We start from the raw sequence: 21,216 nt of genomic DNA on the forward strand, positions 1-21,216 counted from the left end.
ACCCTGAAATACTACCCAACCATATTTTAAATAAAGCCACTGCATACTGTCTCAACGAACTGGAATCGATTTACAATATTATAATATCTACAGATTACGATTTGGATAATAATAGGATTGAACGACCAATGCGTTACATTAGCATTAGTCGTCGCAATTCGCTTTTCTGTGGCTCTAATGCTGGAGCTGCCAGAACTGCGAAACTATATTCTCTGGCTATTTCATGCAGACTGAACAATGTGAATGCCTTTTCTTATTTCAAAGATGTGATACAGCATCTGGCAGAACACCAAACCATGACCAACGAACAAATGAGAAACTTGCTTCCTGATAAGTGGGCTGAGTAATATCTGATATTTTAATACCCCGTCAATTTTGAACCAAAATTTGACGGGGTGTTTTTTTTTGACGGAGTGGCGACCCGGAGACGCTTACATTTAGAGGGGGTAGGTGTTTGTTCTCGAAATCAAAAAAAAAACTTGCATTAGTACGGTGGGGGAATGGTTGACAAGAGGATGTAATAGAATTTTGCTATTGCTGAAACTGGTTTGATCCGATCCAGAATTTTGGCAAAAGAAAAACCCTTTCCACATAAGAGTGAAAAGGGTTTTAGAATATGAGAAACTGCGATTACTCACCAATATTATAAATGTATTTCAGTACAAATAAAAAGGAAATACAAATCATTGCAATGTTTAGTTCCTTGTAACGACCAGTTAGTACTTTTAAAATTACATAGGAAAGCATACCGAATGCAATACCTTCTGCAATGCTGTATGCAAGAGGCATCATAATCATGGTAAGGAAAGCAGGAATGAATTCTGAGTAATCATCAAAGTTAATTTTTGTGATTGGACTCATCATGAAAATACCGATGATTACAAGAACTGATGAACTTGCAGCCGCAGGAATCATTGTGAAAAGCGGCGTGAAGAATAAGGCCAGAAAGAACATGAATGCCACAACCAATGAGGTCATACCAGTTTTTCCGCCTTCGGCTACACCGGCAGCACTTTCAACGTAAGTTGTTACAGTTGATGTTCCCAATACTGCACCTGCAGTAGTACCAATAGCATCAGCAAAAAGAGCTTGCTTAACACGGGGTACTCTTCCTTCTGAATCCAAAAGATTTGCTTTTGATGATACACCAACAAGGGTTCCAACAGTGTCGAACATATCTACAAAAAGGAAAACGAATAGAATCGAAACAAACTTCCAGGATAGAACCTCCTCAAATCCTACAAATTTGAAAAAGATAGGCTCTAATGATGGAGGAAGACTAACTAAACCACCATCTTTAGGAAGGCTGGTAACATCTAATCCTGGAATCAATCCAACAACAGTTACAGCAAGAAGTCCAATTAAAATTGCACCTTTTACGTTACGAACCAAAAGTATACCAATTACAATGATGCCTAAAATACAAAGCAATGCCCCTGCAGAATGAAGATTTCCCAAGTGAACAGGAACTCCTTGTCCTTGTACAATAATTGCAACATCTTTATGCGCTAATCCGATAAAAGCAATAAACAAACCAATACCTACCGAAATAGCATGTTTAATATTGGTAGGAATTGAGTTGATAATGGCTTCGCGAACGTTAAAGAACGTAAGTAAAAGAAAGATGATACCTTCTGCAAATACTGCGGTAAGAGCTAACTGCCAGCTGCATCCCATTACACCACATACGGTGAATGCGAAAAAGGCATTTAGTCCCATCCCCGGAGCCAAAGCAAAAGGAAGTTTAGCAACCAATGCCATAACTAATGTAGCAATCACTGCAGATAATGCAGTTGCAGTCATTACAGCACCATAATCCATTCCTGCAACGGAGAGAAAGTATGGATTTACAGCCAAAATATAGGCCATAGTGGCAAAAGTGGTTAAACCGGCGACAATCTCTGTCTTCATGTTTGAACCTTGCCCAGTGATATTAAAAAATTTATCTAACATGGTTGTTTATAATTAGTTTTTCGATTAGAAATTCCATTTTACAGCTAAAGTAGGGCGAACTTTAAAATCGTCACCGGCAAAATTGTTTGAGATCTCTACCTCACTACCAAGAGATAAGTTTTTAGAAACGTTGTACCAAATCTGAGGCTCAGTTAAGAATACAGTGTCATCAGATAAACCGTTTTCAGTCCAAAGATCTGCAAATCCTGAGAAAGTCATTTTACCTTCTAAGAAGTTTACATACCAGGTTCCAGTGATTTGGAAGTTAGCCTCGTCAGCATTTTTAATTGCTTTGTAACCTGCATAAGTTGAGAATCCAGATTTTGCACCACCTTTTGCATAGTTTAAACCTAAAATCCATGCGTTGTTAATTGTGTACCCAAAATCTCCAATTGGAGTTTCTGCATTTCCAACACCACCATTGTATTCAATGTGAATACCGAAAGGCATTTTTTCTGTTTTTAATACACGGGCAATCTCAAAATAACCTTGGTTGATTCCGTTTTCTGCATCGTAATCAAAATCTACGAAAGTAAACGTGTTACCCCATTTGTCCATTTTAAACATTTCGAAAGTAGACGTGAATTGATCTCTGTCGAAATCGCGGTGCAACTGAAAGTTTTGAGCATTCACTGCGAAGGAAGCCAGAACAGCGAAGATTACAAGTAATTTTTTCATCTTAAAATGATTGTTTAGGTTTGAAAATAGTAGTTACTAAAAATGGTTGTTTTAATTCTTTATAATATCGTTAAGGTGATTGACCACAATAGGGCAACCAGTCTCTTTTAATTTTTTGATGGATTGATGACCTGCAGCAATTAATATACAACTACAGCCTAATTCCTGAGCAACTTCGTAGTCGTGGGTCGTGTCACCAAACAGGCAAACATCTTTCGGAGTAAGCTGATGACTTTCAATCATTTTAATTCCATTTGCAATTTTAGAGCTGGCATAAATATTATCAATGCCGGAAATTTCGGAGAAAAAACTGCCAATATTTTCACTTGCAACCGAAGCGTTCAGCATGTTCTGTTCCATTGCCGACAGGATAAATTGTTTTTTACCTAAGGACGAAAAATGGGAAAGAAGCTGAATAGCTTCAGGAAATATGCTTGATTCAGGTAGTAAGGATTTGTAATTGGAGATAAATTCTGTTGCAACCATGTCCCAATCTTCCTTTTCAAAATTGAATCCAACAGATTCGTAATATTTTTTTACCGGAAAAGTAAAAACGTCTCTATAGCTTTCCTTGCTTAATATAGGAAGCTCTCTTTTTATCAGCATCTCGTTGATGCTTTGAAGACCTATTGAAAGATCATCCAAAAGTGTTCCGTTGTAATCCCAAATAATCGCTTTATTTTTTATCATGTAGTTTGGGATTTTAGGGTAGCTATCGCTCCGGTTACTGCACCTGATACTTTTAGCAGATCATGTGGATTTAGCTTTAGTTGTTTGCCTCTGATGCCGGCACTGATTAACACGTAGTCAAGCTTAAGAGCACTCATATCCATAAAGATAGGATAATCTTTTTTCATTCCCAGCGGAGAACAGCCACCACGAATATAGCCTGTTAGTTCCTGAATATTTTTCATGGGAACCATTGCACATTTTTTATTGCCGCTAAGAGCTGCGAATGCTTTAAGATCAAGTTCGGAGGCTCCGGGAATGCAAGCGACAATTGTGCCAGTTTTATCTCCGGTAAGGACAAGTGTTTTGAAGATAAATTGAATATGCTGACCTGTTTTTTCAGCTACGCGTTCGGCTCCCAATTCTATTGGATCCAAATCGTAATCGATAATTTCGTATTCAATTTTTGCCCGATCTAAAATGCGGGCCGCATTTGTCTTTTTCATCCTTTTGTTTTTTGGCCAGTTAAAAAAACAATTGCTTTTTTACTGGAAACTACCAGTTTCCCAGATGATGCCTTTATAATAAGGCGCAAAAGTAGTAAATTTTTTAAATTTCAAAATTAAAAACTTTTTTGTCTGCTCATTAAAAAACTGATATTTGTCAGAAACAAAGGTTTGCAGGAGGAAATAATAGTATTGTTTTAATTTGTTAAGAATTAAAATTACATATTTAAGAGAAAGCAGATTAGGTGTTTGAATCGTGTTGTTACAGAATTATGACAATTTTTTATCGGGTGTCGATCTAAGGCAAATACTGTCCTGATTTTGTTTTATCTTTCAGGTATAGAAACTTATACTAAAATATTGTGAAAGTAATCGAAACGCATATTGTTCCAGAGGGTATAGGCGATATTCGTTTGCAGGATTATGCTCCTTCTGTTTTTGTTTCAGTTTCATCTCATCAGGGAATGAAAAAGGCAATAAAGAAGGGGATGGTACTGGTGAATGGAGTTGTTGCAAAAACTGGTTTGTGGGTAGAATCAGGGCAACGAATTGACATGTGTGATTTGGAATTGCCTCCGGCAAAGGTATTTGAATTGGAACTCGAGGTAATTTATGAAGATGAGCATATTGCTGTGATTAATAAACCTGCTGGCATTTCGGTAAGTGGAAATTTATTTCGCACTATACAAAATACTTTGCCGTTTAATTTAAAGCATTCAACATGTATTGATGCTTTGACGGTTTTTCGTCCGGTTCATCGTTTGGATAATCCTACTTGTGGATTGTTATTGATAGCAAAAACATCCCATGCAATTAAGTGCTTAGGAGCGCAATTCGAAAATAGAACTGTCAGCAAGCAATATACAGCAGTAGTTATCGGCAGTTTGCCTGATAAAGGTAAGGTTGATATGCCTGTTGATGGTAAGGATGCGGTTAGTTCGTTTCGGGTAATTCAAAGAAATAATTCGATTCGCAATCAAACCTTAAATATGGTTCATTTGTTTCCAAAAACAGGAAGAACTCATCAGTTGAGAATTCATATGGCAGGAATGGGAACTCCAATTTTGGGCGATAAACTATATGGAAGTGAAGGTGAGATTTTGCGCAGGAAAGGATTGTTCCTGTGCGCAACAGGGCTTCAGTTTCATCATCCGGTTACAAACGAGAAGATGGATATATCGATAGATCCACCTTATAAGTTCGGCCGTTTTATGGAGATGGAAGAAAAACGATGGGAGAAATACAAAGACGATTTTAATCTGGTGTAATTTTACTCATAGAATGCTTCGATTCCTGGATATCCAAACTTTTTCTTTGCCATTTCAGGAGGAAATATCATATACTGTACCTCGGCTTCAGAGCAGACTTTTCCATTTTCATCCAATATTTCAGCATGAATGTTCGCAAATTTCTTTTCTTGAGAAATTAATTGAGCCCGCACTGTCAGCAATCCTTTATCTGTAAAAGCAGAGCTTCTGAATTTTGCATTTAAGGCTGTGGTTACTCCACTGGTTTGGCATTTTACAAATACTACCCAGCAAGCAATTTCATCAAGAATAGTAGTCTGAACTCCTCCGTGCAATACATTTTTGAAACCCGACAAATGAGCTTTCGGATTCCAGTGCGAGACAATAAAATTGCCATCTTCGAAGAATTCCATTTGCAAACCTTGTTCATTTTTTGAGGAGCAGCCAAAGCAGTTTCCATTTTCGGTTTCGATATAAGGATTGATTATTTTTTTCATGCTTATTGAATTTGGGGTTCGAAAGTAAGAAAGGATTCTTTAATTGCGAAATTATTGCCGATGTATAAATGAACAAAGCGAAGGAGTGCAACAAACTTGTCGTGCAATTCATTTAATTATCGGTCTTAAAAACGAAATTTGAGGAGTAATTTGATTTCTGATTTTGTGTCGCCATTGATTTCTGAATTGCCCGAGCCTATGCTTGTTTGGTTGGAATATTTTGTTTGAGAATATCTCGCGTATAATTTAAGATGCCTGTTTAATTCCCAATTAAAATTGATGTAAAAACGATTTCCTTTTAGATAGCAGGCGGGCACGGAGTAGGCGTAAAGAATGTCATTTTCGTACGCGTAAATTCTCGAATTAAAAGAATCTGTGTCGAATAAAGCGTAACGAATATTCAGGGAAATAGGTTTGTTTGTAAAGTGATAGATTAAATCCTGATAAAGGAGATAACCATTTTCAATGATATTTTCCTTTTGGTATTGTGAGATTTCAATTCGGTTTCTAATTTCCCAATTCTCATTCAGTTTTGCCGATAAATGAAGACGGTATTGATTTTTCTTCTGGTCGACCAGACTTTTGATAACACCTGAGCTGTCGTTTTCTGGTTTGCTTTCCTGCTTGTACCTAAAATAAACCGAAACCGAATTGTTAGGAGTAAATTCAAGTTGTGAGAAATATTCATGTCCTTCACTGGGCGAGTTGGCTGAATATCTCAGCCATGGAAATTCGAACTGATCGTAATAAGCTTTTAGAGTCCATTTTGGATAAGGATGAAATTCTACCCCCATGTAAAAACCTTCTTCGTTTTGAGTTTTACTTTGTTCTGCAAATGCATTCGAGAATAAGGCATGATAATCCGGATCGTATTTTCGGTAGATCAGTTCGAAGTTAAGCTGTGGGTGAGCCTGTATATTTGCCCCTTGCAAAAGTGCCTTGCCTCCTGATTTGCTTTGCGCTATTTCTCCGTATAAGTGTATCGATCGAAATTGAGTTTCGTAGTAAAGACTAATATTACGGTTGTCACTTCCCTTAAGGCCGTAAAAATTGTAAGCAGCATCGGTTCCTTTTATTTCAGGTGTATATTTAGATTGCAGAAAAGATATTCCCAGTTCTATCTTTTTCAGATTGGCCGATAAATAGGTGCCAAAAATCATTTCTTCCAATTTGTGTTTTTTTTCAAATTCGCTGTAATTTCTATGAAAGCCTGTGTTTACAATGCTGGAAATAAAAGGTTTTATGGAATCGGATTGAAGAGTGCCATCTTTCTTTTTGTAGGAGGTGAACAGCGCAAAATTTACATTTTTAAGAGGTTCTAATAGTAACGATATGCCACGATGAAACTGGTTTTCATCAGTAGATTTATAGCTTTTAATTCCTTGAGATTTATATGCGTTATGGGTTGTTAAAGAGGATTTGCCACCTCCCAATCCAGACCAAATGCTCAATCCTTGTCCAAATTTGATCTGATAATCACCAAGATTTACTTGTTTTAAAATCCCTTTGGAATTGTATTGAATGTAGGCTGAGTAAAAATCGAAACCATTCTTATTTTTTGCTTCAAAAAACGGTTCTCCTTTGTCTTTTTCGGAGGTGAAACCAAAAGAGACATTTTTTTCAGGAGATGTATATTGGTAGCGCGAATAATATTTCCATGGGTTTCCAAGATATCTTGAGTTTGTATTTTCAGTAGTGTAGCCTTTTTCTTCCTCAATTGTTCTTTCTGATTTTAAAAGTAGAATGTGCTTTGCTTTTTTTCTTCTGCTGAGAGTGTCTTGTGCCATTTGTTTTAGACTAACAAATGGAGCAATGGTTCGAATAGTTTCCGATGAAAATCCGGGTATTAGCTGTAATTCATAAAGACTAAATATTTGGCCGGTACTTTCTCTGTATTTAATGAAATTGGCGATTTGATTTTTATTGAGAATAAACAGCTTGTTAAGATCACTTTCATTCGCACTATTTAAATTTATTGGATCAGTTAAAAGGATGTTTAATTCGTCGAGCAGATTCGAGTAATCCAAATCTTCTTCGCTTTGTTCTGCAATTGATTCAATTAAATTTTCAATCAAATCATTTTGTGACGCTGTATTTTGGGATTTGGTTATTAGTGCGCAGCAAAGTAAACACAAGAGGATTATTAAATGTTTTGAGGAATTCATGCGCACAAACTAAAAGGTTATATTGATATCAGCCGAAGGAGTATAACCCAATACCGGATGCCGGGAAAAGGAAATGTTGGCTTTCACAATTTTAAAAGAAAATCCCATTCCCATGCTGATTGAATTCGGATGATTGTATACTCCTGCGCGTAGAGATATTTTTTCAGTTATTCCATATTCAATGCCAAATTTGCTTCTCATGTCATGATCCAAATCCTTTTCAATTTCAGAGGTGATAATCGTTTGATCGGACAACTTCCACGAAAGACCAAATCTTGCAGTACAGGGAATTTTATCTTCATAATCTGCAGTGGTGAAATTTGTTTGACTTGGGTTGAAAATATGAAAGCCTAAGTAAATATCAGGAAATATTTCTGCGAGAATTCCAGCTTCGAATGTGTATTTGCTCTGTGATCCGTAGGATTGATTCAATTCTTGTCGGATTTGATCAAATTGCAATCCTGCCCAAAAGTGTTTCCCTAAAGCACGGGAATAAGCGATACCAATTTTGGTTTCTTTATATAGATTAAAACCAAATTGTGTATAAGTCATGCTGAAAGTTCCCAGTTGAGTCGGATAGTTAAAATGAAATGCTTTCGTGCTTAGTTCTTTTACTTCAAACCGATTTTCGTAGTACGCTCCAAAAGATTTTTCATCCAATTTTGCCAGTATTGCCTGATTGTGGAAACCTGCCCAAATATCTAATAATGCAACACTTGAATTTCCCATTGCATGCGAGCGGGCACCAGCTAAATGATTTTCATTTGATGCGAATAAATGAATTGGGAGTAAAAGAAGAAGAAGCAGATACGTTTTTTTCATCCTGAGATTATTGTCCAAGTCATAGAAAGAGTAAATGAACACCTTTTCTCTTATGATCATTATCTGTTTCGAAATAATTTTAATGTATTGATACTCTTGAATCTATGAAATAATATTATTGTTGAAAATAGTAATTGTGTGATCTTATAAGCACTGATTGTTTGTTATAAGCTGAATTGCATTGTTTAAATGTTAATCAGGATTACATCGGTGATAAATATAATAAAAAAAACCACAAAACAGAATTATGTTTTGTGGTTTTATTTTTAAATTTTTATTTTGTTTCCTAATTGGTCTTGAATTCGTATTTGACAGAAGATAATTCTTCGTTCGCTTTAACGATTTTTTCTTTAAGACTTTCTTTAAACGCGATAACATCTTTTTGTAATTCGCTATCCCCTATGGCAAGCATTTGTCCGGCAAGAATACCTGCATTCATAGCACCGTTAATGCCAACTGTTGCAACAGGAATTCCCGGAGGCATTTGAGCAATACTTAAAAGCGCATCCATACCATCTAAGGATGCATTGATTGGTACTCCAATTACCGGTACTGGTGTCATTGCAGCAATTACACCAGGCAGATGTGCTGCCATTCCTGCTCCGGCAATAATGGCTTTTATTCCACGATCGAATGCTCCTTTGGCAAATTTCTCAACTTCTTCAGGTGTTCTGTGAGCAGATAATGCATGAATCTCGAAAGGGATTTTGAAGTCGTTTAAGACTTTGGCGGCTTTTTCCATAACCGGAAGGTCAGATGTACTTCCCATTATGATACTTACTTTTGCTTTCATATGGTTTTATTCGTGGATTTGGTAAATAAAATGACAAAAAATTGTACTTTTGCAGCAAAAATTAAGGAATTGTTTTAATTCCAATGTTGCTTGCATTGTTGACTATTTTTTCAAACGTAAAATTGAAAAAAAAATATGTATGTAGCACTGTGGAATTGGAACATTTTTTATTTCTGTTTTTTTAGAGTGAGACATATTTATTTTACGATATTTTAGGGCATTGCCTTAAACGCCCGATATTTCAAGGGAAATCTTGTTGGGGGAAATCGGACAACTAAGACAAAAATTGAATCAATGAAAACTGTAAAACTTCTGGATCGAGAATTTAGAGTGTCTATTCCTTCTGAGGATATTGACAATGTAATTGCCGAAATGGCTGAAAAAATGAATAAGGATCTTGCTGGGACCAATCCTTTATTTATTTGTATTTTAAATGGTTCTTTCATGTTTGCATCAGATTTGATGAAGCAGATAACTGTTGAAAATGCTCAGATTACTTTTATGAGATTGTCCTCATACGATGGAATGGGAACAACTGGGAAAGTGAAAAAACTAATGGGTTTTACAGAAGATTTAAAAGACAGAACGGTTGTGTTGTTGGAAGATATTGTTGATACAGGAATTACGATCACAAATACACTGGAACAAATTAAAGATTACGAAGCCAAAGAAGTTTTGATTGCAACCATGTTGTTTAAACCAGATGCTTTGATTCGTGATGTGAAATTAAATTACGTAGGTATGGAAATACCGAATGATTTTATTGTTGGAAGAGGATTGGATTACGATGGAATGGGTAGAAACCTTCCGGATGTGTATACTGTAATTGAAAAGTAAATGTTGAACATTGTTTTGTTTGGACCTCCAGGTTCGGGAAAAGGAACTCAATCTAAGTTGCTTCAGAAAAAATATGGGTTGATTCACCTTTCTACAGGCGATGTGTGCAGAGAAGAAATTAAGCAGGCAACACCCGAAGGATTGGAAGCAAAAAGATTGATTGATGGAGGAAATTTTTTTCCGGATAAATTAGCTTATCGAATTGTTGAGAAATTTTTAGACAGCAATATAGAAGCAAAGGGTTTTGTATACGATGGCATGCCACGTCACGAAGGTCAGATTGATGTGTTTGACGGAATGCTTGCTAAAAGGGACAGTGTTGTTGATATAGTTATCGAATTAAAAGTGGAAGAAGAAGAATTAATTCAACGACTTTTAAAAAGAGGCGAATCTTCCGGTCGGCTGGATGATTCAGGAAGAGAAGTAATTGAAAAACGCCTTCGGATTTATGAAAATGTTACTGCACCGATTGCAAAGCGGTATAAAGAAAAAGGTGTGTATCACTCTCTCGATGCAATAGGATCATTAGATGATGTACTTGAACGAATTAGCTTATTGCTGGAAAAATGTTTAGCGGGACAATTAGTTCCTGTTGAAGTACAATAGATTAAAAATATATATTATGGCTGGGTCTAATTTTGTTGATTACGTAAAAATATTTTGTCGTTCGGGTGCAGGAGGTGCCGGGTCAACTCACCTTTTCAGGGATAAGTTGACAATGACCGGTGGACCGGATGGTGGTGATGGTGGCCGGGGAGGACATGTTATCATACGTGCAAACAAGCAGCTTTGGACTCTGGTGCATTTAAAATACAGTCGCCACGTCTTTTCTGGTGATGGAGGCGATGGTGGACAGAGCCGAAGTACAGGTAAGGAAGGAGAGGATAAGGTGATTGAGGTGCCATTGGGTACTGTTGCCCGCGATGCTGAAACTGGTGAAGTTATTTTTGATGTAACCGAAGATGGTGAAGAGAAAATCTTAGTGAAAGGTGGTCGTGGAGGTCTTGGAAACTGGAATTTCAGATCTTCAACAAATCAAACACCTCGTTATGCTCAAAGCGGAGAAGAAAGAGTGGAACGACCGGTAATACTAGAATTAAAGGTTCTTGCAGATGTTGGTTTAGTTGGTTTTCCAAGTGTGGGTAAATCTACCTTGCTTTCTGTTGTATCTGCGGCAAAACCTAAAATTGCTGATTATCCTTTTACCACGTTGGTTCCTAATTTAGGTATCGTGTCTTACCGTGATAATCGCTCATTTGTGATGGCAGATATTCCTGGTATTATTGAAGGTGCTCACGAAGGGCGTGGACTAGGATTGCGGTTTTTACGGCACATTGAGAGAAATTCGGTTCTTCTGTTTATGGTAGCTGCCGATAGCGACGACATTCATAATGAATACAAAATTCTGTTGAACGAACTAAAACAGTTTAATCCGGAACTTCTGGACAAACAGAGATTGCTGGCAATTACAAAATCAGATATGTTGGATCAGGAGTTGATTGATGAGATGAAACAGGATTTACCTGAAATACCTCATGTTTTTATTTCTTCAGTGGCTCAAAAAGGACTTACCGAATTAAAAGATATGCTTTGGAAAGCTATTAACGAGTAAAAGCTTTTACAGCATTAAAATAACTTAGGGCTTCTTTCTCCAATTACTGATGAGAAAGAAGCTTTTTTTACATCAGTAATTTTGCATTGTTTTCAATTCTTCCAGTGTTTATTTTCTTTATTCCTTTGTCTTTCTTTTGATTTAGCAAAACTAAAAAAAAAGGCAATAGTCAATACAATTAAGTTTTTTAGATTGAATTTTATTTGTGTTTGTTCTGAATTACTGGGTATTGCAATATCTTTTTTCGTTGATTTTTAGGGAAATAGGAATGGCTTTATTTCCGGAATATTGCTTTAAGTAAGGGCATTTCAACAGGCTGTTGATAAACTACTTCCTAACGAATGGTTCTTTTAACTATATTTGTAAAAACGCGATTTTTCATGACTGCAAAATATTCTGAAGACTCAATCCGTACATTAGATTGGAAAGAACACATTCGCAAACGCCCTGGTATGTATATCGGGAAACTTGGCGATGGATCTTCTCATGATGACGGTATTTATATTTTATTGAAAGAAGTAATTGATAACTCAATTGATGAGTTTGCTATGGGAGTGGGCAAATCAATCGAAGTTAGTATTACAGACAGGAACGTAACTGTTCGTGATTTTGGCCGGGGTATTCCCCTAGGGAAGTTAATTGATGTAACTTCTAAAATGAATACAGGAGCAAAATACGATTCTGAAGTATTTAAAAAATCCGTAGGTCTTAATGGAGTGGGGATAAAGGCCGTAAATGCCTTGTCCGATCAGTTTATTATTGAATCTTTTCGCGAAGGAGAGGTTAAGAAAGCTGTTTTCTCAAGAGGTGTTCTTGTTGAGGAAAATGACATTCAGCCTACCGAGGAAAAAAATGGTGTGAAAATTGTTTTTCATCCTGACGAGGAGTTGTTTTTAAATTATCGGTTTATTTCGGAATATATAGAAACACTGCTTAAAAACTACGTTTATCTAAACGCAGGACTGTCTATTTACTTTAATGGTCAAAGATTCTTTTCGAAAAATGGATTGCTTGATCTTTTGAATGAGAATATGAATTCGGAAGGATTATATGATATCATTCATTTGAAAGGTGAGGATATCGAAGTTGCTATGACCCATGGCAGACAGTATGGCGAAGAGTACTATTCCTTTGTAAACGGACAGCATACAACGCAAGGGGGAACTCACCTTGCTGCATTTAGAGAAGCCTTGGTGAAAGGGATTCGGGATTTCTTTAAAAAGGATTTTGATACATCAGATATCAGGACTTCTATTATATCAGCAATTAGTATTAAAGTACAGGAGCCGGTTTTTGAATCACAAACGAAAACAAAATTGGGTTCTAAAGATATAGGTCCGGAAGGACCGTCCGTTCGGAATTTTATAATGGATTTCGTGACTTCTAATTTGGATAATTATCTGCATAAAAACCCAAGTGTAGCCGAGGCTATTCTCCAGAAAATTATTGAGTCAGAAAAAGAGCGAAAGGCCATTTCAGGCATAAAAAAAATTGCCAAAGAACGAGCAAAAACAGCCAGCCTACACAATAAAAAATTACGTGATTGCCGGGTTCATTTTGATACAAAACACGAACAAAAATCAGAAGCTTCTCTTTTTATTACCGAGGGAGATTCGGCAAGTGGATCAATCACCAAATCCAGGGATGTAAATACTCAGGCTGTTTTTAGTTTAAAAGGGAAACCCTTAAATACATATGGATTAACGAAAAAGATTGTTTACGAGAATGAAGAATTCAATCTGTTGCAGGCAGCATTAAATATCGAGGATGGATTGGAAGGTCTGCGCTATAACAATGTGATTATTGCAACCGATGCCGATGTAGATGGAATGCATATTCGCTTGTTGTTGATTACTTTCTTTCTGCAGTTTTTCCCTGATGTTGTAAGAAGCGGACATTTGTATATTTTACAAACACCGCTGTTTCGCGTTCGGAATAAAAAAATAACTCATTATTGTTACTCCGAAGAGGAAAGAGTGAAGGCAATGAAAAGTGTTGGTGCTAACCCTGAAATAACCCGATTTAAAGGTTTAGGTGAAATCTCACCAAGTGAATTTAAACACTTTATTGGTAAAGACATCAGGCTTGATCCTGTTGTGATGAAGAAAGATGATTCTGTTCCGGACATGCTGGAATTCTACATGGGGAAAAATACTCCTTTAAGACAAGAATTTATCATCGGTAATCTTCATATTGAAAGAGATGAGCTTTAAGCAAATTTCATCAATCGATTTTTTAGAACTAAATAAACCCAAATACCTCTATGAGTAACGACGAGACAAATGGTATGGAAATCCCAGAGGAAATGGATAATGATGTGAATGGCGTGCACTCCGAAACAATGAGGAATGTGACATATCTTTCAGGGATGTATCAAAATTGGTTTCTGGATTATGCATCCTATGTGATTTTAGAACGAGCTGTACCCTATATAAATGATGGGTTAAAGCCTGTTCAGCGAAGAATTTTGCATGCCATGAAGCAACTGGATGATGGGCGATACAATAAGGTAGCCAATATTATTGGTAACACCATGCAGTATCATCCTCATGGCGATGCTTCAATTGGAGATGCGCTGGTTCAGCTGGGACAAAAAGATTTGTTGATTGATATGCAGGGAAACTGGGGAAATATTCTTACCGGTGATTCTGCCGCTGCACCAAGATATATTGAAGCACGTTTATCCAAATTTGCTTTGGAGGTTCTTTTTAATCCAAAAACAACCAATTGGAAACAATCTTACGACGGGCGTAACAAAGAACCAATAACGCTTCCGGTAAAATTTCCATTATTATTGGCGCAAGGGGTAGAAGGTATTGCGGTTGGACTGGCATCCAAAATTTTACCACATAATTTCAACGAATTAATTGATGCTTGTGTGTCCTACCTGAGTGGTGAGGAGTTTGAACTTTATCCGGATTTCCCAACAGCTGGATTGGTTGAAGTAAGCCGTTACAATGATGGTTTGCGTGGTGGTGCGGTGAAAGTGAGAGCTAGAATTGAAAAGTTCGATAACCGGACTCTTAAAATCACGGAAATCCCATTTGGAAAAACAACATCAAGCGTAATTGAATCCATTATCAAAGCAAATGATAAAGGGAAAATTAAGATCAAAAAGATTGATGACAATACGGCTGAATTTGTAGAAATCCAGATTCATTTGGCCAATGGTATTTCTTCTGATAATACCATTGATGCTCTTTATGCTTTTACAGATTGTGAAATTTCTATTTCTCCCAATTCATGTATTGTTGAGAATGATAAACCGAAATTTATTGGTGTTGCCGAAATTTTAAGACGGGCTGCCGATAATACGGTTGCTTTACTGAAACTCGAGCTTGAAATACGCAAAAATGAACTCGAAGAGTCATGGCATTATGCTTCTTTGGAGCGAATTTTTATTGAAAACAGAATCTATCGGGACATTGAGGAGTGTGAAACATGGGAAGAGGTTATTGAAACTATCGATACTGGTTTAAAACCCTTTACGGCACACTTAATGCGTGCTGTAACCCGTGATGATGTTGTACGGTTGACTGAGATTAAAATTAAAAGAATTTCTAAATTCGATATTAATAAAGCCAAGGATTTTATTCAATCTATTGAAGATGAGATAGCGGAAATTGAAGTTCATTTGGCAAATATTATTCCTTTCACAATCAGGTACTATAAATCCATAAAGAAAAAATATGGAATTGGGCGGGAAAGAAAAACTGAAATTAGAAGTTTCGAAAATATTGTAGCAACCAAAGTAGTGGTTGCCAACGAAAAATTATACGTTAACAGAGAGGAAGGCTTTATTGGAACAGGTCTGAAGAAGGATGAGTACATCTGTGATTGTTCTGATATCGATGACATTATTGTGATTAGAAAAGACGGTACTTATTTTGTGACCAAGGTTGCTGATAAGTGTTTTGTTGGAAAGAACCTGCTGCACATTGCAGTGTTCAGAAAGAATGATAAAAGAACTATTTATAATGTAGCTTATCGGGATGGCAAGGCTGGAAACTCTTACGTAAAACGTTTTTCTGTTACCAGTATTACTCGTGACAAGGAGTACGATATCACCAAATCTACCGATGGTTCACGAATTCTGTACTTTAGTGCGAATCCAAATGGTGAGGCTGAAGTTATTCGCGTTGTTTTAAAGCCAAAGGCTCGTTTGAAAAAAACAGTTTTTGAATTTGATTTTGCAGAATTGGCTGTTAAGGGACGTGCTTCAATGGGGAATATATTATCCAGAAATGACGTCCATAAGATTACTCTGAAACAAGAAGGGGTTTCTACTTTGGGAGGACGAAAAATATGGTTTGATCCGGATGTTTTACGTATAAATACAGATCAAAGAGGTGATTTTATTGGCGAATTTACAGGAGATGACAAAATTCTTGTTGTAACAAGAGCATCATCGTTTCATTTTACAAGCTTCGATTTAAGTAATCACTATCCTGATAACATCAGTATTATTGAAAAATATGACGATGAAAAAATTTGGTCTGCTGTCTTTTTTGATGCTGATCAGGATTATTACTACCTAAAACGCTTTACCATGGAAGGAAATGGCAAAGAGGTAAGTTTCTTAGGTGAAAATCCTGCTAACAGACTTGTTTGCTTAACCGATGAGCAGTATCCAAGATTCGAAATTTCATATGGTGGCAAAAATGAAGACCGGCCTAATGAAATTGTAGATGGAGATGAGTTTATAGGTGTAAAATCATACAAAGCAAGAGGAAAAAGATTATCAATTTACGAAATTTCTGAAATCAAAGAAATTGAGCCTTTACCTCGCGAAGAGGAAGATGAAAATATTGAAGGCGTTGAGGTTGATGATAACGCTGAAAATAATCAAGATTAATTTTCTTTTCAGCGAATTCTTATTCCTTGATTTATTTAAAATTTTGAAATGAAGATTTTTTTGATTGGATATATGGGCTGTGGTAAATCACGCTGGGGTAAGATGATTGCGGCTCATTATGGTTTTCATTTTGCAGATCTTGATACTCTGATTGAAAAGAGAGAGAATTTAACGATCCCAAAAATTTTCGAAAAATTCGGAGAATCAGGTTTTCGCCAACGGGAACATGATGCATTGAAATCAATTTCCGATACAGAAAATCTTATTGTAGCTACCGGTGGCGGAGCTCCATGTTTCAACAACAACATGGAGGAGATGAATCGCTTGGGGGTTACTTTGTTTATCGAATGCAGTCCTTCGTTGCTTCGGGAGCGAATTACGAACTCAGATACCGAGCGTCCTTTGGTGAAAAATTTCTCACAGGATGAACTTCTGGACTACATCGTAAGGCATTTAAAGACCAGAATGCCTTTTTACGAAAAGGCACAGTATAAAATGGTCTCTGGTAACTTGGAATTAGAAGACTTTATCGTAATTCTAGATCCAATTATAAATCCGTAAGTTGAGGAATCTCAAAATCATTCAAACTACCAAGAACTTTATTTGCGATGATAAATTTATCAAGATTACAGGCATTTTTCTCAGGAACTGCAATGCATTTCATACTAGCTGCAAGAGCAGAGATTACGCCATTTAAAGAATCTTCGAAAACTACACATTCTGAAGGATGAATGCCGAGTAATTCCGCTGTTGTTATAAAAACCTGTGGATGTGGTTTTCCATATTTTTCAAATTCGGCCGAATGAACTACTTCGAAATAATCTTGAAGTTGTAGTTTTTCCAAAACAGCTGAGATAATTCTCATTTTCGAGGATGAGGCGAGTCCAATTTTAAAGGAAGCCTGTTGTAAATTTTTCAGAGTTTTATTCACGCCATCCAAACAAGCTCCTTTTTCCAATACCAAACGAATAACATTTTCAACAATATCTTCTGTAACTTTCCCTTTCGAAACATGATTCCAGGGCGTCATTTTATACATTACTTCAACTACCTCGTCTATTCTTTTTCCCATGAACTGTTCAAACATTTTATTGTTAACATCAAGTCCAAGTGAAGAGAATACTTTTGTTTCACTCTCCTGCCAGAATGGTTCTGAATTAATCAAAAGACCATCCATATCAAAAATTACTGCTTTAATCATAGTTACATTTTACATTTAGCTTGCAAAAATACTTATTTTAAGTATACGATAGAGAAGGCAGCAATCACATCTGATTATTTACTGTTAATAATTGTTAAATCGCTGACAGTTCAGTTGGATAGATGGGCTTTTTTCTAAATTTGTTAGATACAATTAGATTTTTCGTATATGGATATTGTTGTTGAACATCTTACCAAAAGATATGGTCCTCAAAAGGCTGTTGATAATGTATCTTTTCGTGTGAAAGCAGGAGAGGTTTTAGGTTTTTTGGGTCCTAACGGAGCAGGAAAAACCACTACCATGAAAGCAATGGCATGTTTTATTAAACCTGAAGAAGGAGACATATTGGTTGGTGGTTACTCTATTCATGATCATCCCGAAATCATTAAGAAAAATATTGGATATCTGGCCGAAAATAATCCATTGTACCAGGAAATGAACATTATCGATTTTCTGGAATTCATTGCGAAAATTCATGGGATACCTAAATATCTTATTCCTGAAAGGATATTGGATATGATTCGGACATGTGGTTTAGAAGGGGAAAAACACAAATTAATTGGTGAGCTGTCAAAAGGTTATCAGCAAAGAGTAGGGTTGGCGCAGGCTTTAATTCATGATCCGGATATCTTAATTCTTGATGAGCCGACAACTGGGCTTGATCCAAACCAGATTGTTGAGATTCGGGAGCTTATCAAGCGTATTGGAAAGGAAAAAACGGTTATCTTAAGTTCTCATATTTTAGCAGAGGTTGAAGCTACCTGCGATCGTATTTTAATCATTAATAATGGTAGAATTGTAGTGGACGGAACCGCTGCAGAATTAAGGAAGCAAGCTCAGGGAAATGAGATCCTGAAATTGGGAGTACAAGGAGGCGATATTGACCATATTTTTGAATCCTTATTTGAGATTGAAACCATCGATTCTATTGATATTATTGATGTTGATAAACAATTGTTTGAGATACAGTCTTTGCCCAATACAACATCAGTTAAAGCAATATTTGATACTTGTGTTCGAAATAATTATTACATTACTGAGCTGACGCCTACAGAAAAAAAACTGGAGGATATATTTAGGATATTAACCCTTCATTAGATTTTTATGAAACAGATTTTGCACATTGCCAGCCGGGAGCTAAGCACCTTTTTTGATTCATTAACAGCTTATGTATTAATCGTTATTTTTTTAGGATTTAGTGGTTTTTTTACTTGGATTTACGGGGCAGATGTCTTTTTTGTAGGGCAAGCTAATCTCAATACATTTTTTACTGTTGCTTACTGGAGTTTGTTTATTTTTATTCCGGCTCTTACTATGCGTTCAATTGCGGGGGAATTAAAGGCAGGAACACTTGAGCTCCTTCTTACTAAACCCGTGAGCGATTGGCAATTAATTTTTGGTAAGTTTTTGTCCACTTTGCTGCTAATTGCAATAGCTCTGGCTCCAACAGTAATTTATTATTTCACTTTATGGGCAATTGGTCCGGTAGATCATTCGGCAATTTTATTGGGATACGTGGGTTTATTGCTTATGAGTATGGTTTATATTAGTATTGGATTGCTTGCCTCCTGTATTGCCTCCAATCCAATAATTGCTTCTTTAACAGCCTTATCTATAGGCATATTCTTTCACATTATTTTTGATGTGTTGGCTTCGAATTTTGTTGGTTTCCTTGGGAGTTTCTTTAGTTATATGAGTCTTTCAACTCATTTTGAATCAATATCAAGAGGTGTTGTTGATACAAAAGATCTGATTTATTTCTTCTCTCTTGTGTTTTTCTGTCTTTTTACGTCAAAAATGATTTTATCAAATCGCAATCTGTAAATCCTGATTTATGACTAAAAGAAAAAATATAATATACAGCAGTTTAGTTGTAGCAGGAATTTTAATCATCCTGAATTTTATTTCTTCGGTTTTTTTCTTTCGGGCTGATTTTACCGAGGATAAGAGATATACATTGGATCGATCAACCAAACGTATTTTAAGAGAGGTGGAGACACCTATTATAATAACTTTGTATGTGTCTGATAATCTGCCTCCGGACGTTAACAGGACGGTACAGGATCTGAAAAACCTTTTAACAGAATATAATAATTACAGTAAGAAGAAAATTGATTTTGAATTTATCAACCCCAATGTGAATGAGGAGTTGGAACAAGAGGCCATCGAGGCCGGAATCAATCCAGTGCCGTTGGAAGTTCGGGAAAAAGATCAGATTAAGGTGCAAAGAGTCTTTTTGGGAATGTCTATTCAAGTTGGAGATAAGTCAGAAATTATTCCATTAATTAAACCTGGAATAGTTATGGAATATACTTTGTCTACCTTAATTAAAAGACTAACCATTAAGGATAAACCTAAAATTGGCTACATTGTTGGACACGGTGAGCCTGCACTTGGAAAATTGGAACAGGCCATTGCCGAATTATCCATTTTGTACGATGTTAAGCAGATTCATTTGTTATCTGAGCCTGATCTTTCGAATTACAAGTCTTTGATGTTAATTGGGCCCATGGCAACCATTTCATCAACACAATTATCACGTCTGGATAAATATCTAGCTGGCGGAGGGAATTTATTTATAGCTATTGAGCGGGTAAACGGAATGTTGAATGATGGAATTGGCGTTTCGGTAAATACCGGTTTGGAAACATGGCTGCAAACCAAAGGCTTGTATGTAGATGATTCTTTTATTGTGGATAAAAAATGTGGAACCGTAACGGTTCAGCAGCAAGGATATTTTTCCTATCCACAGCAAATTAATTTTCCTTTTTTGCCTGTGATATCAAAATTTTCAAACCATACGATTACAGATGGTATAGAAACGGTTGTGTTGCAGTTTGCAAGCCCGATTAGTTTCATAGGTGATAGTACGATGAACTATCAGCCTCTTGCCTTTACATCCGACATTTCGGGGAAATTAAAAGCACCAATTAGTTTTAATATTGGAAGAATATGGCGTGCACAGGATTTTCTTTATCCGGATTTAACCGTTGCGGCTACAATAAGAGGAAATATGGGTGGTGAAAAAGAAGCGCGAATTTGTGTTGTAGGTGATGGAAATTTTATTGTAAATGGTTTAGGTGCCAGTAAAATTGCTATTCAGAGAGATAATATTAATTTTTTAGCGAATGCGGTAGATTGGCTAAGTGATGATACCGGGTTGATGTCGTTAAGAACAAAAGGCGTTTCTTCACGCCCAATAAAAGAAATTACCGATGCCAGAGTTTTCTTTTTAAAATATCTTAATTTCTTACTTCCACTTGTGCTAATAATTGCATATGGTTTGTTCCGTTTTGAAAGAAGACGAAGGAAGCGAACTAAAAGAATGAAACCTGGTTTTATAAAGTAGAACGGGTGTAGGAAGAGTTGTTTTATCCCGGC

20 protein-coding genes are annotated in these 21,216 nt (G+C 36.4%); 11 read left to right on the plus strand and 9 right to left on the minus strand.

All coding sequences use genetic code 11. From position 1 onward, the window contains the following. Nucleotides 1-347 (plus strand): IS66 family transposase (locus tag BZG01_RS01340; RefSeq protein WP_143470803.1); only part of this gene is annotated, 347 nt, incomplete at its 5' end. Nucleotides 348-630: 283 nt separating this feature from the next. Here the strand turns inward: BZG01_RS01340 and BZG01_RS01345 are convergent. The 4 genes from BZG01_RS01345 to ybaK all read right to left on the minus strand — a co-directional run bounded on the left by BZG01_RS01345 (nucleotide 631) and on the right by ybaK (nucleotide 3,806). Then, nucleotides 631-1,911, minus strand: a complete 1,281-nt coding sequence (locus tag BZG01_RS01345) for an NCS2 family permease (RefSeq protein WP_245870231.1) — start codon at nucleotides 1,909-1,911, stop codon at nucleotides 631-633. Nucleotides 1,912-1,977: 66 nt separating this feature from the next. Further along, nucleotides 1,978-2,631 carry a DUF5020 family protein gene (locus BZG01_RS01350; RefSeq protein ID WP_101308033.1) on the minus strand — a complete coding sequence of 218 codons (654 nt, stop codon included), beginning with the start codon at nucleotides 2,629-2,631 and terminating at the stop codon, nucleotides 1,978-1,980. 51 nt (nucleotides 2,632-2,682) lie between these two features. Beyond that, nucleotides 2,683-3,321 carry an HAD family hydrolase gene (locus BZG01_RS01355; protein WP_101308034.1) on the minus strand — a complete coding sequence of 213 codons (639 nt, stop codon included), beginning with the start codon at nucleotides 3,319-3,321 and terminating at the stop codon, nucleotides 2,683-2,685. Further along, entirely contained in the window at nucleotides 3,318-3,806 is a 489-nt protein-coding gene (gene ybaK, locus BZG01_RS01360) for a Cys-tRNA(Pro) deacylase (protein WP_101308035.1), read from the minus strand. The genes BZG01_RS01355 and ybaK overlap by 4 nt, the downstream gene beginning before the upstream one ends. Before the next feature lie 362 nt (nucleotides 3,807-4,168). Between ybaK and BZG01_RS01365 the strand changes: the two genes are divergently transcribed. Beyond that, complete coding sequence (locus tag BZG01_RS01365) at nucleotides 4,169-5,074, plus strand: RluA family pseudouridine synthase (RefSeq protein ID WP_101308036.1); 906 nt, start codon at nucleotides 4,169-4,171, stop codon at nucleotides 5,072-5,074. 2 nt (nucleotides 5,075-5,076) lie between these two features. Here BZG01_RS01365 and BZG01_RS01370 read toward each other — a convergent pair whose 3' ends face one another. The 4 genes from BZG01_RS01370 to purE all read right to left on the minus strand — a co-directional run bounded on the left by BZG01_RS01370 (nucleotide 5,077) and on the right by purE (nucleotide 9,330). Next, nucleotides 5,077-5,550, minus strand: a complete 474-nt coding sequence (locus BZG01_RS01370) for a PaaI family thioesterase (RefSeq protein WP_101308037.1) — start codon at nucleotides 5,548-5,550, stop codon at nucleotides 5,077-5,079. A 125-nt stretch (nucleotides 5,551-5,675) separates the two neighbouring features. After that, nucleotides 5,676-7,625, minus strand: a complete 1,950-nt coding sequence (locus tag BZG01_RS01375; protein WP_180327164.1) for a helix-hairpin-helix domain-containing protein — start codon at nucleotides 7,623-7,625, stop codon at nucleotides 5,676-5,678. Nucleotides 7,626-7,724: 99 nt separating this feature from the next. Continuing rightward, on the minus strand, nucleotides 7,725-8,537 hold the full coding sequence (locus BZG01_RS01380) for a PorV/PorQ family protein (RefSeq protein ID WP_101308039.1): 813 nt from the start codon (nucleotides 8,535-8,537) through the stop codon (nucleotides 7,725-7,727). Between the two features lie 286 nt (nucleotides 8,538-8,823). After that, on the minus strand, nucleotides 8,824-9,330 hold the full coding sequence (purE, locus tag BZG01_RS01385; protein ID WP_101308040.1) for a 5-(carboxyamino)imidazole ribonucleotide mutase: 507 nt from the start codon (nucleotides 9,328-9,330) through the stop codon (nucleotides 8,824-8,826). 294 nt (nucleotides 9,331-9,624) lie between these two features. Here purE and hpt point away from each other — a divergent pair, with 294 nt between their 5' ends. From hpt to BZG01_RS01415, 6 genes are all read left to right on the plus strand, one after another. After that, nucleotides 9,625-10,167, plus strand: a complete 543-nt coding sequence (hpt, locus tag BZG01_RS01390) for a hypoxanthine phosphoribosyltransferase (RefSeq protein ID WP_101308041.1) — start codon at nucleotides 9,625-9,627, stop codon at nucleotides 10,165-10,167. Next, nucleotides 10,168-10,773: an adenylate kinase gene (locus BZG01_RS01395; RefSeq protein ID WP_101308042.1), complete on the plus strand. Its 606-nt coding sequence runs from the start codon at nucleotides 10,168-10,170 to the stop codon at nucleotides 10,771-10,773. It abuts the gene before it with no gap. A gap of 16 nt (nucleotides 10,774-10,789) precedes the next feature. Continuing rightward, complete coding sequence (gene obgE / locus BZG01_RS01400) at nucleotides 10,790-11,779, plus strand: GTPase ObgE (RefSeq protein ID WP_101308043.1); 990 nt, start codon at nucleotides 10,790-10,792, stop codon at nucleotides 11,777-11,779. Between the two features lie 380 nt (nucleotides 11,780-12,159). After that, nucleotides 12,160-13,992, plus strand: coding sequence for a DNA topoisomerase IV subunit B (locus tag BZG01_RS01405; RefSeq protein WP_101308044.1), 1,833 nt, complete (start codon nucleotides 12,160-12,162; stop codon nucleotides 13,990-13,992). A gap of 50 nt (nucleotides 13,993-14,042) precedes the next feature. After that, a complete protein-coding gene (locus BZG01_RS01410) occupies nucleotides 14,043-16,634 on the plus strand; it encodes a DNA gyrase/topoisomerase IV subunit A (protein WP_101308045.1) in 2,592 nt (863 codons plus the stop codon). Nucleotides 16,635-16,682: 48 nt separating this feature from the next. Continuing rightward, nucleotides 16,683-17,195 carry a shikimate kinase gene (locus BZG01_RS01415; protein ID WP_101308046.1) on the plus strand — a complete coding sequence of 171 codons (513 nt, stop codon included), beginning with the start codon at nucleotides 16,683-16,685 and terminating at the stop codon, nucleotides 17,193-17,195. Here the strand turns inward: BZG01_RS01415 and hxpB are convergent. Beyond that, the gene (gene hxpB / locus BZG01_RS01420) at nucleotides 17,182-17,835 is read right to left on the minus strand and encodes a hexitol phosphatase HxpB (protein ID WP_101308047.1); all 654 of its coding nucleotides are present in this window, start codon (nucleotides 17,833-17,835) and stop codon (nucleotides 17,182-17,184) included. The genes BZG01_RS01415 and hxpB overlap by 14 nt on opposite strands. A gap of 168 nt (nucleotides 17,836-18,003) precedes the next feature. Here hxpB and BZG01_RS01425 point away from each other — a divergent pair, with 168 nt between their 5' ends. The 3 genes from BZG01_RS01425 to BZG01_RS01435 are packed head-to-tail and all read left to right on the plus strand — an operon-like array spanning nucleotide 18,004 to nucleotide 21,184. After that, nucleotides 18,004-18,933 (plus strand): ABC transporter ATP-binding protein, encoded by a 930-nt coding sequence (locus BZG01_RS01425; protein WP_101308048.1) that lies wholly within the window; start codon nucleotides 18,004-18,006, stop codon nucleotides 18,931-18,933. 6 nt (nucleotides 18,934-18,939) lie between these two features. Continuing rightward, nucleotides 18,940-19,659: an ABC transporter permease subunit gene (locus tag BZG01_RS01430; RefSeq protein ID WP_101308049.1), complete on the plus strand. Its 720-nt coding sequence runs from the start codon at nucleotides 18,940-18,942 to the stop codon at nucleotides 19,657-19,659. Between the two features lie 10 nt (nucleotides 19,660-19,669). Continuing rightward, on the plus strand, nucleotides 19,670-21,184 hold the full coding sequence (locus tag BZG01_RS01435; RefSeq protein WP_101308050.1) for a GldG family protein: 1,515 nt from the start codon (nucleotides 19,670-19,672) through the stop codon (nucleotides 21,182-21,184). Nucleotides 21,185-21,216 lie beyond the last annotated feature (32 nt).

Origin of the sequence: Labilibaculum manganireducens, from assembly GCF_002843385.1 — a bacterium.
Taxonomy (GTDB): domain Bacteria; phylum Bacteroidota; class Bacteroidia; order Bacteroidales; family Marinifilaceae; genus Labilibaculum; species Labilibaculum manganireducens.

Bases quoted from the DNA above. Each gene is read 5' to 3' on its own strand.
- hxpB (WP_101308047.1), bottom strand. From the start codon at position 17,835: ATGATTAAAGCAGTAATTTTTGATATGGATGGTCTTTTGATTAATTCA.
- BZG01_RS01345 (WP_245870231.1), bottom strand. From the start codon at position 1,911: ATGAAGACAGAGATTGTCGCCGGTTTAACCACTTTTGCCACTATGGCC.
- BZG01_RS01435 (WP_101308050.1), top strand. From the start codon at position 19,670: ATGACTAAAAGAAAAAATATAATATACAGCAGTTTAGTTGTAGCAGGA.
- BZG01_RS01380 (WP_101308039.1), bottom strand. From the start codon at position 8,537: ATGAAAAAAACGTATCTGCTTCTTCTTCTTTTACTCCCAATTCATTTA.
- hpt (WP_101308041.1), top strand. From the start codon at position 9,625: ATGAAAACTGTAAAACTTCTGGATCGAGAATTTAGAGTGTCTATTCCT.
- BZG01_RS01425 (WP_101308048.1), top strand. From the start codon at position 18,004: ATGGATATTGTTGTTGAACATCTTACCAAAAGATATGGTCCTCAAAAG.
- BZG01_RS01395 (WP_101308042.1), top strand. From the start codon at position 10,168: ATGTTGAACATTGTTTTGTTTGGACCTCCAGGTTCGGGAAAAGGAACT.
- BZG01_RS01370 (WP_101308037.1), bottom strand. From the start codon at position 5,550: ATGAAAAAAATAATCAATCCTTATATCGAAACCGAAAATGGAAACTGC.
- BZG01_RS01410 (WP_101308045.1), top strand. From the start codon at position 14,043: ATGAGTAACGACGAGACAAATGGTATGGAAATCCCAGAGGAAATGGAT.
- BZG01_RS01405 (WP_101308044.1), top strand. From the start codon at position 12,160: ATGACTGCAAAATATTCTGAAGACTCAATCCGTACATTAGATTGGAAA.
- purE (WP_101308040.1), bottom strand. From the start codon at position 9,330: ATGAAAGCAAAAGTAAGTATCATAATGGGAAGTACATCTGACCTTCCG.
- ybaK (WP_101308035.1), bottom strand. From the start codon at position 3,806: ATGAAAAAGACAAATGCGGCCCGCATTTTAGATCGGGCAAAAATTGAA.
- BZG01_RS01355 (WP_101308034.1), bottom strand. From the start codon at position 3,321: ATGATAAAAAATAAAGCGATTATTTGGGATTACAACGGAACACTTTTG.
- BZG01_RS01350 (WP_101308033.1), bottom strand. From the start codon at position 2,631: ATGAAAAAATTACTTGTAATCTTCGCTGTTCTGGCTTCCTTCGCAGTG.
- obgE (WP_101308043.1), top strand. From the start codon at position 10,790: ATGGCTGGGTCTAATTTTGTTGATTACGTAAAAATATTTTGTCGTTCG.
- BZG01_RS01430 (WP_101308049.1), top strand. From the start codon at position 18,940: ATGAAACAGATTTTGCACATTGCCAGCCGGGAGCTAAGCACCTTTTTT.
- BZG01_RS01415 (WP_101308046.1), top strand. From the start codon at position 16,683: ATGAAGATTTTTTTGATTGGATATATGGGCTGTGGTAAATCACGCTGG.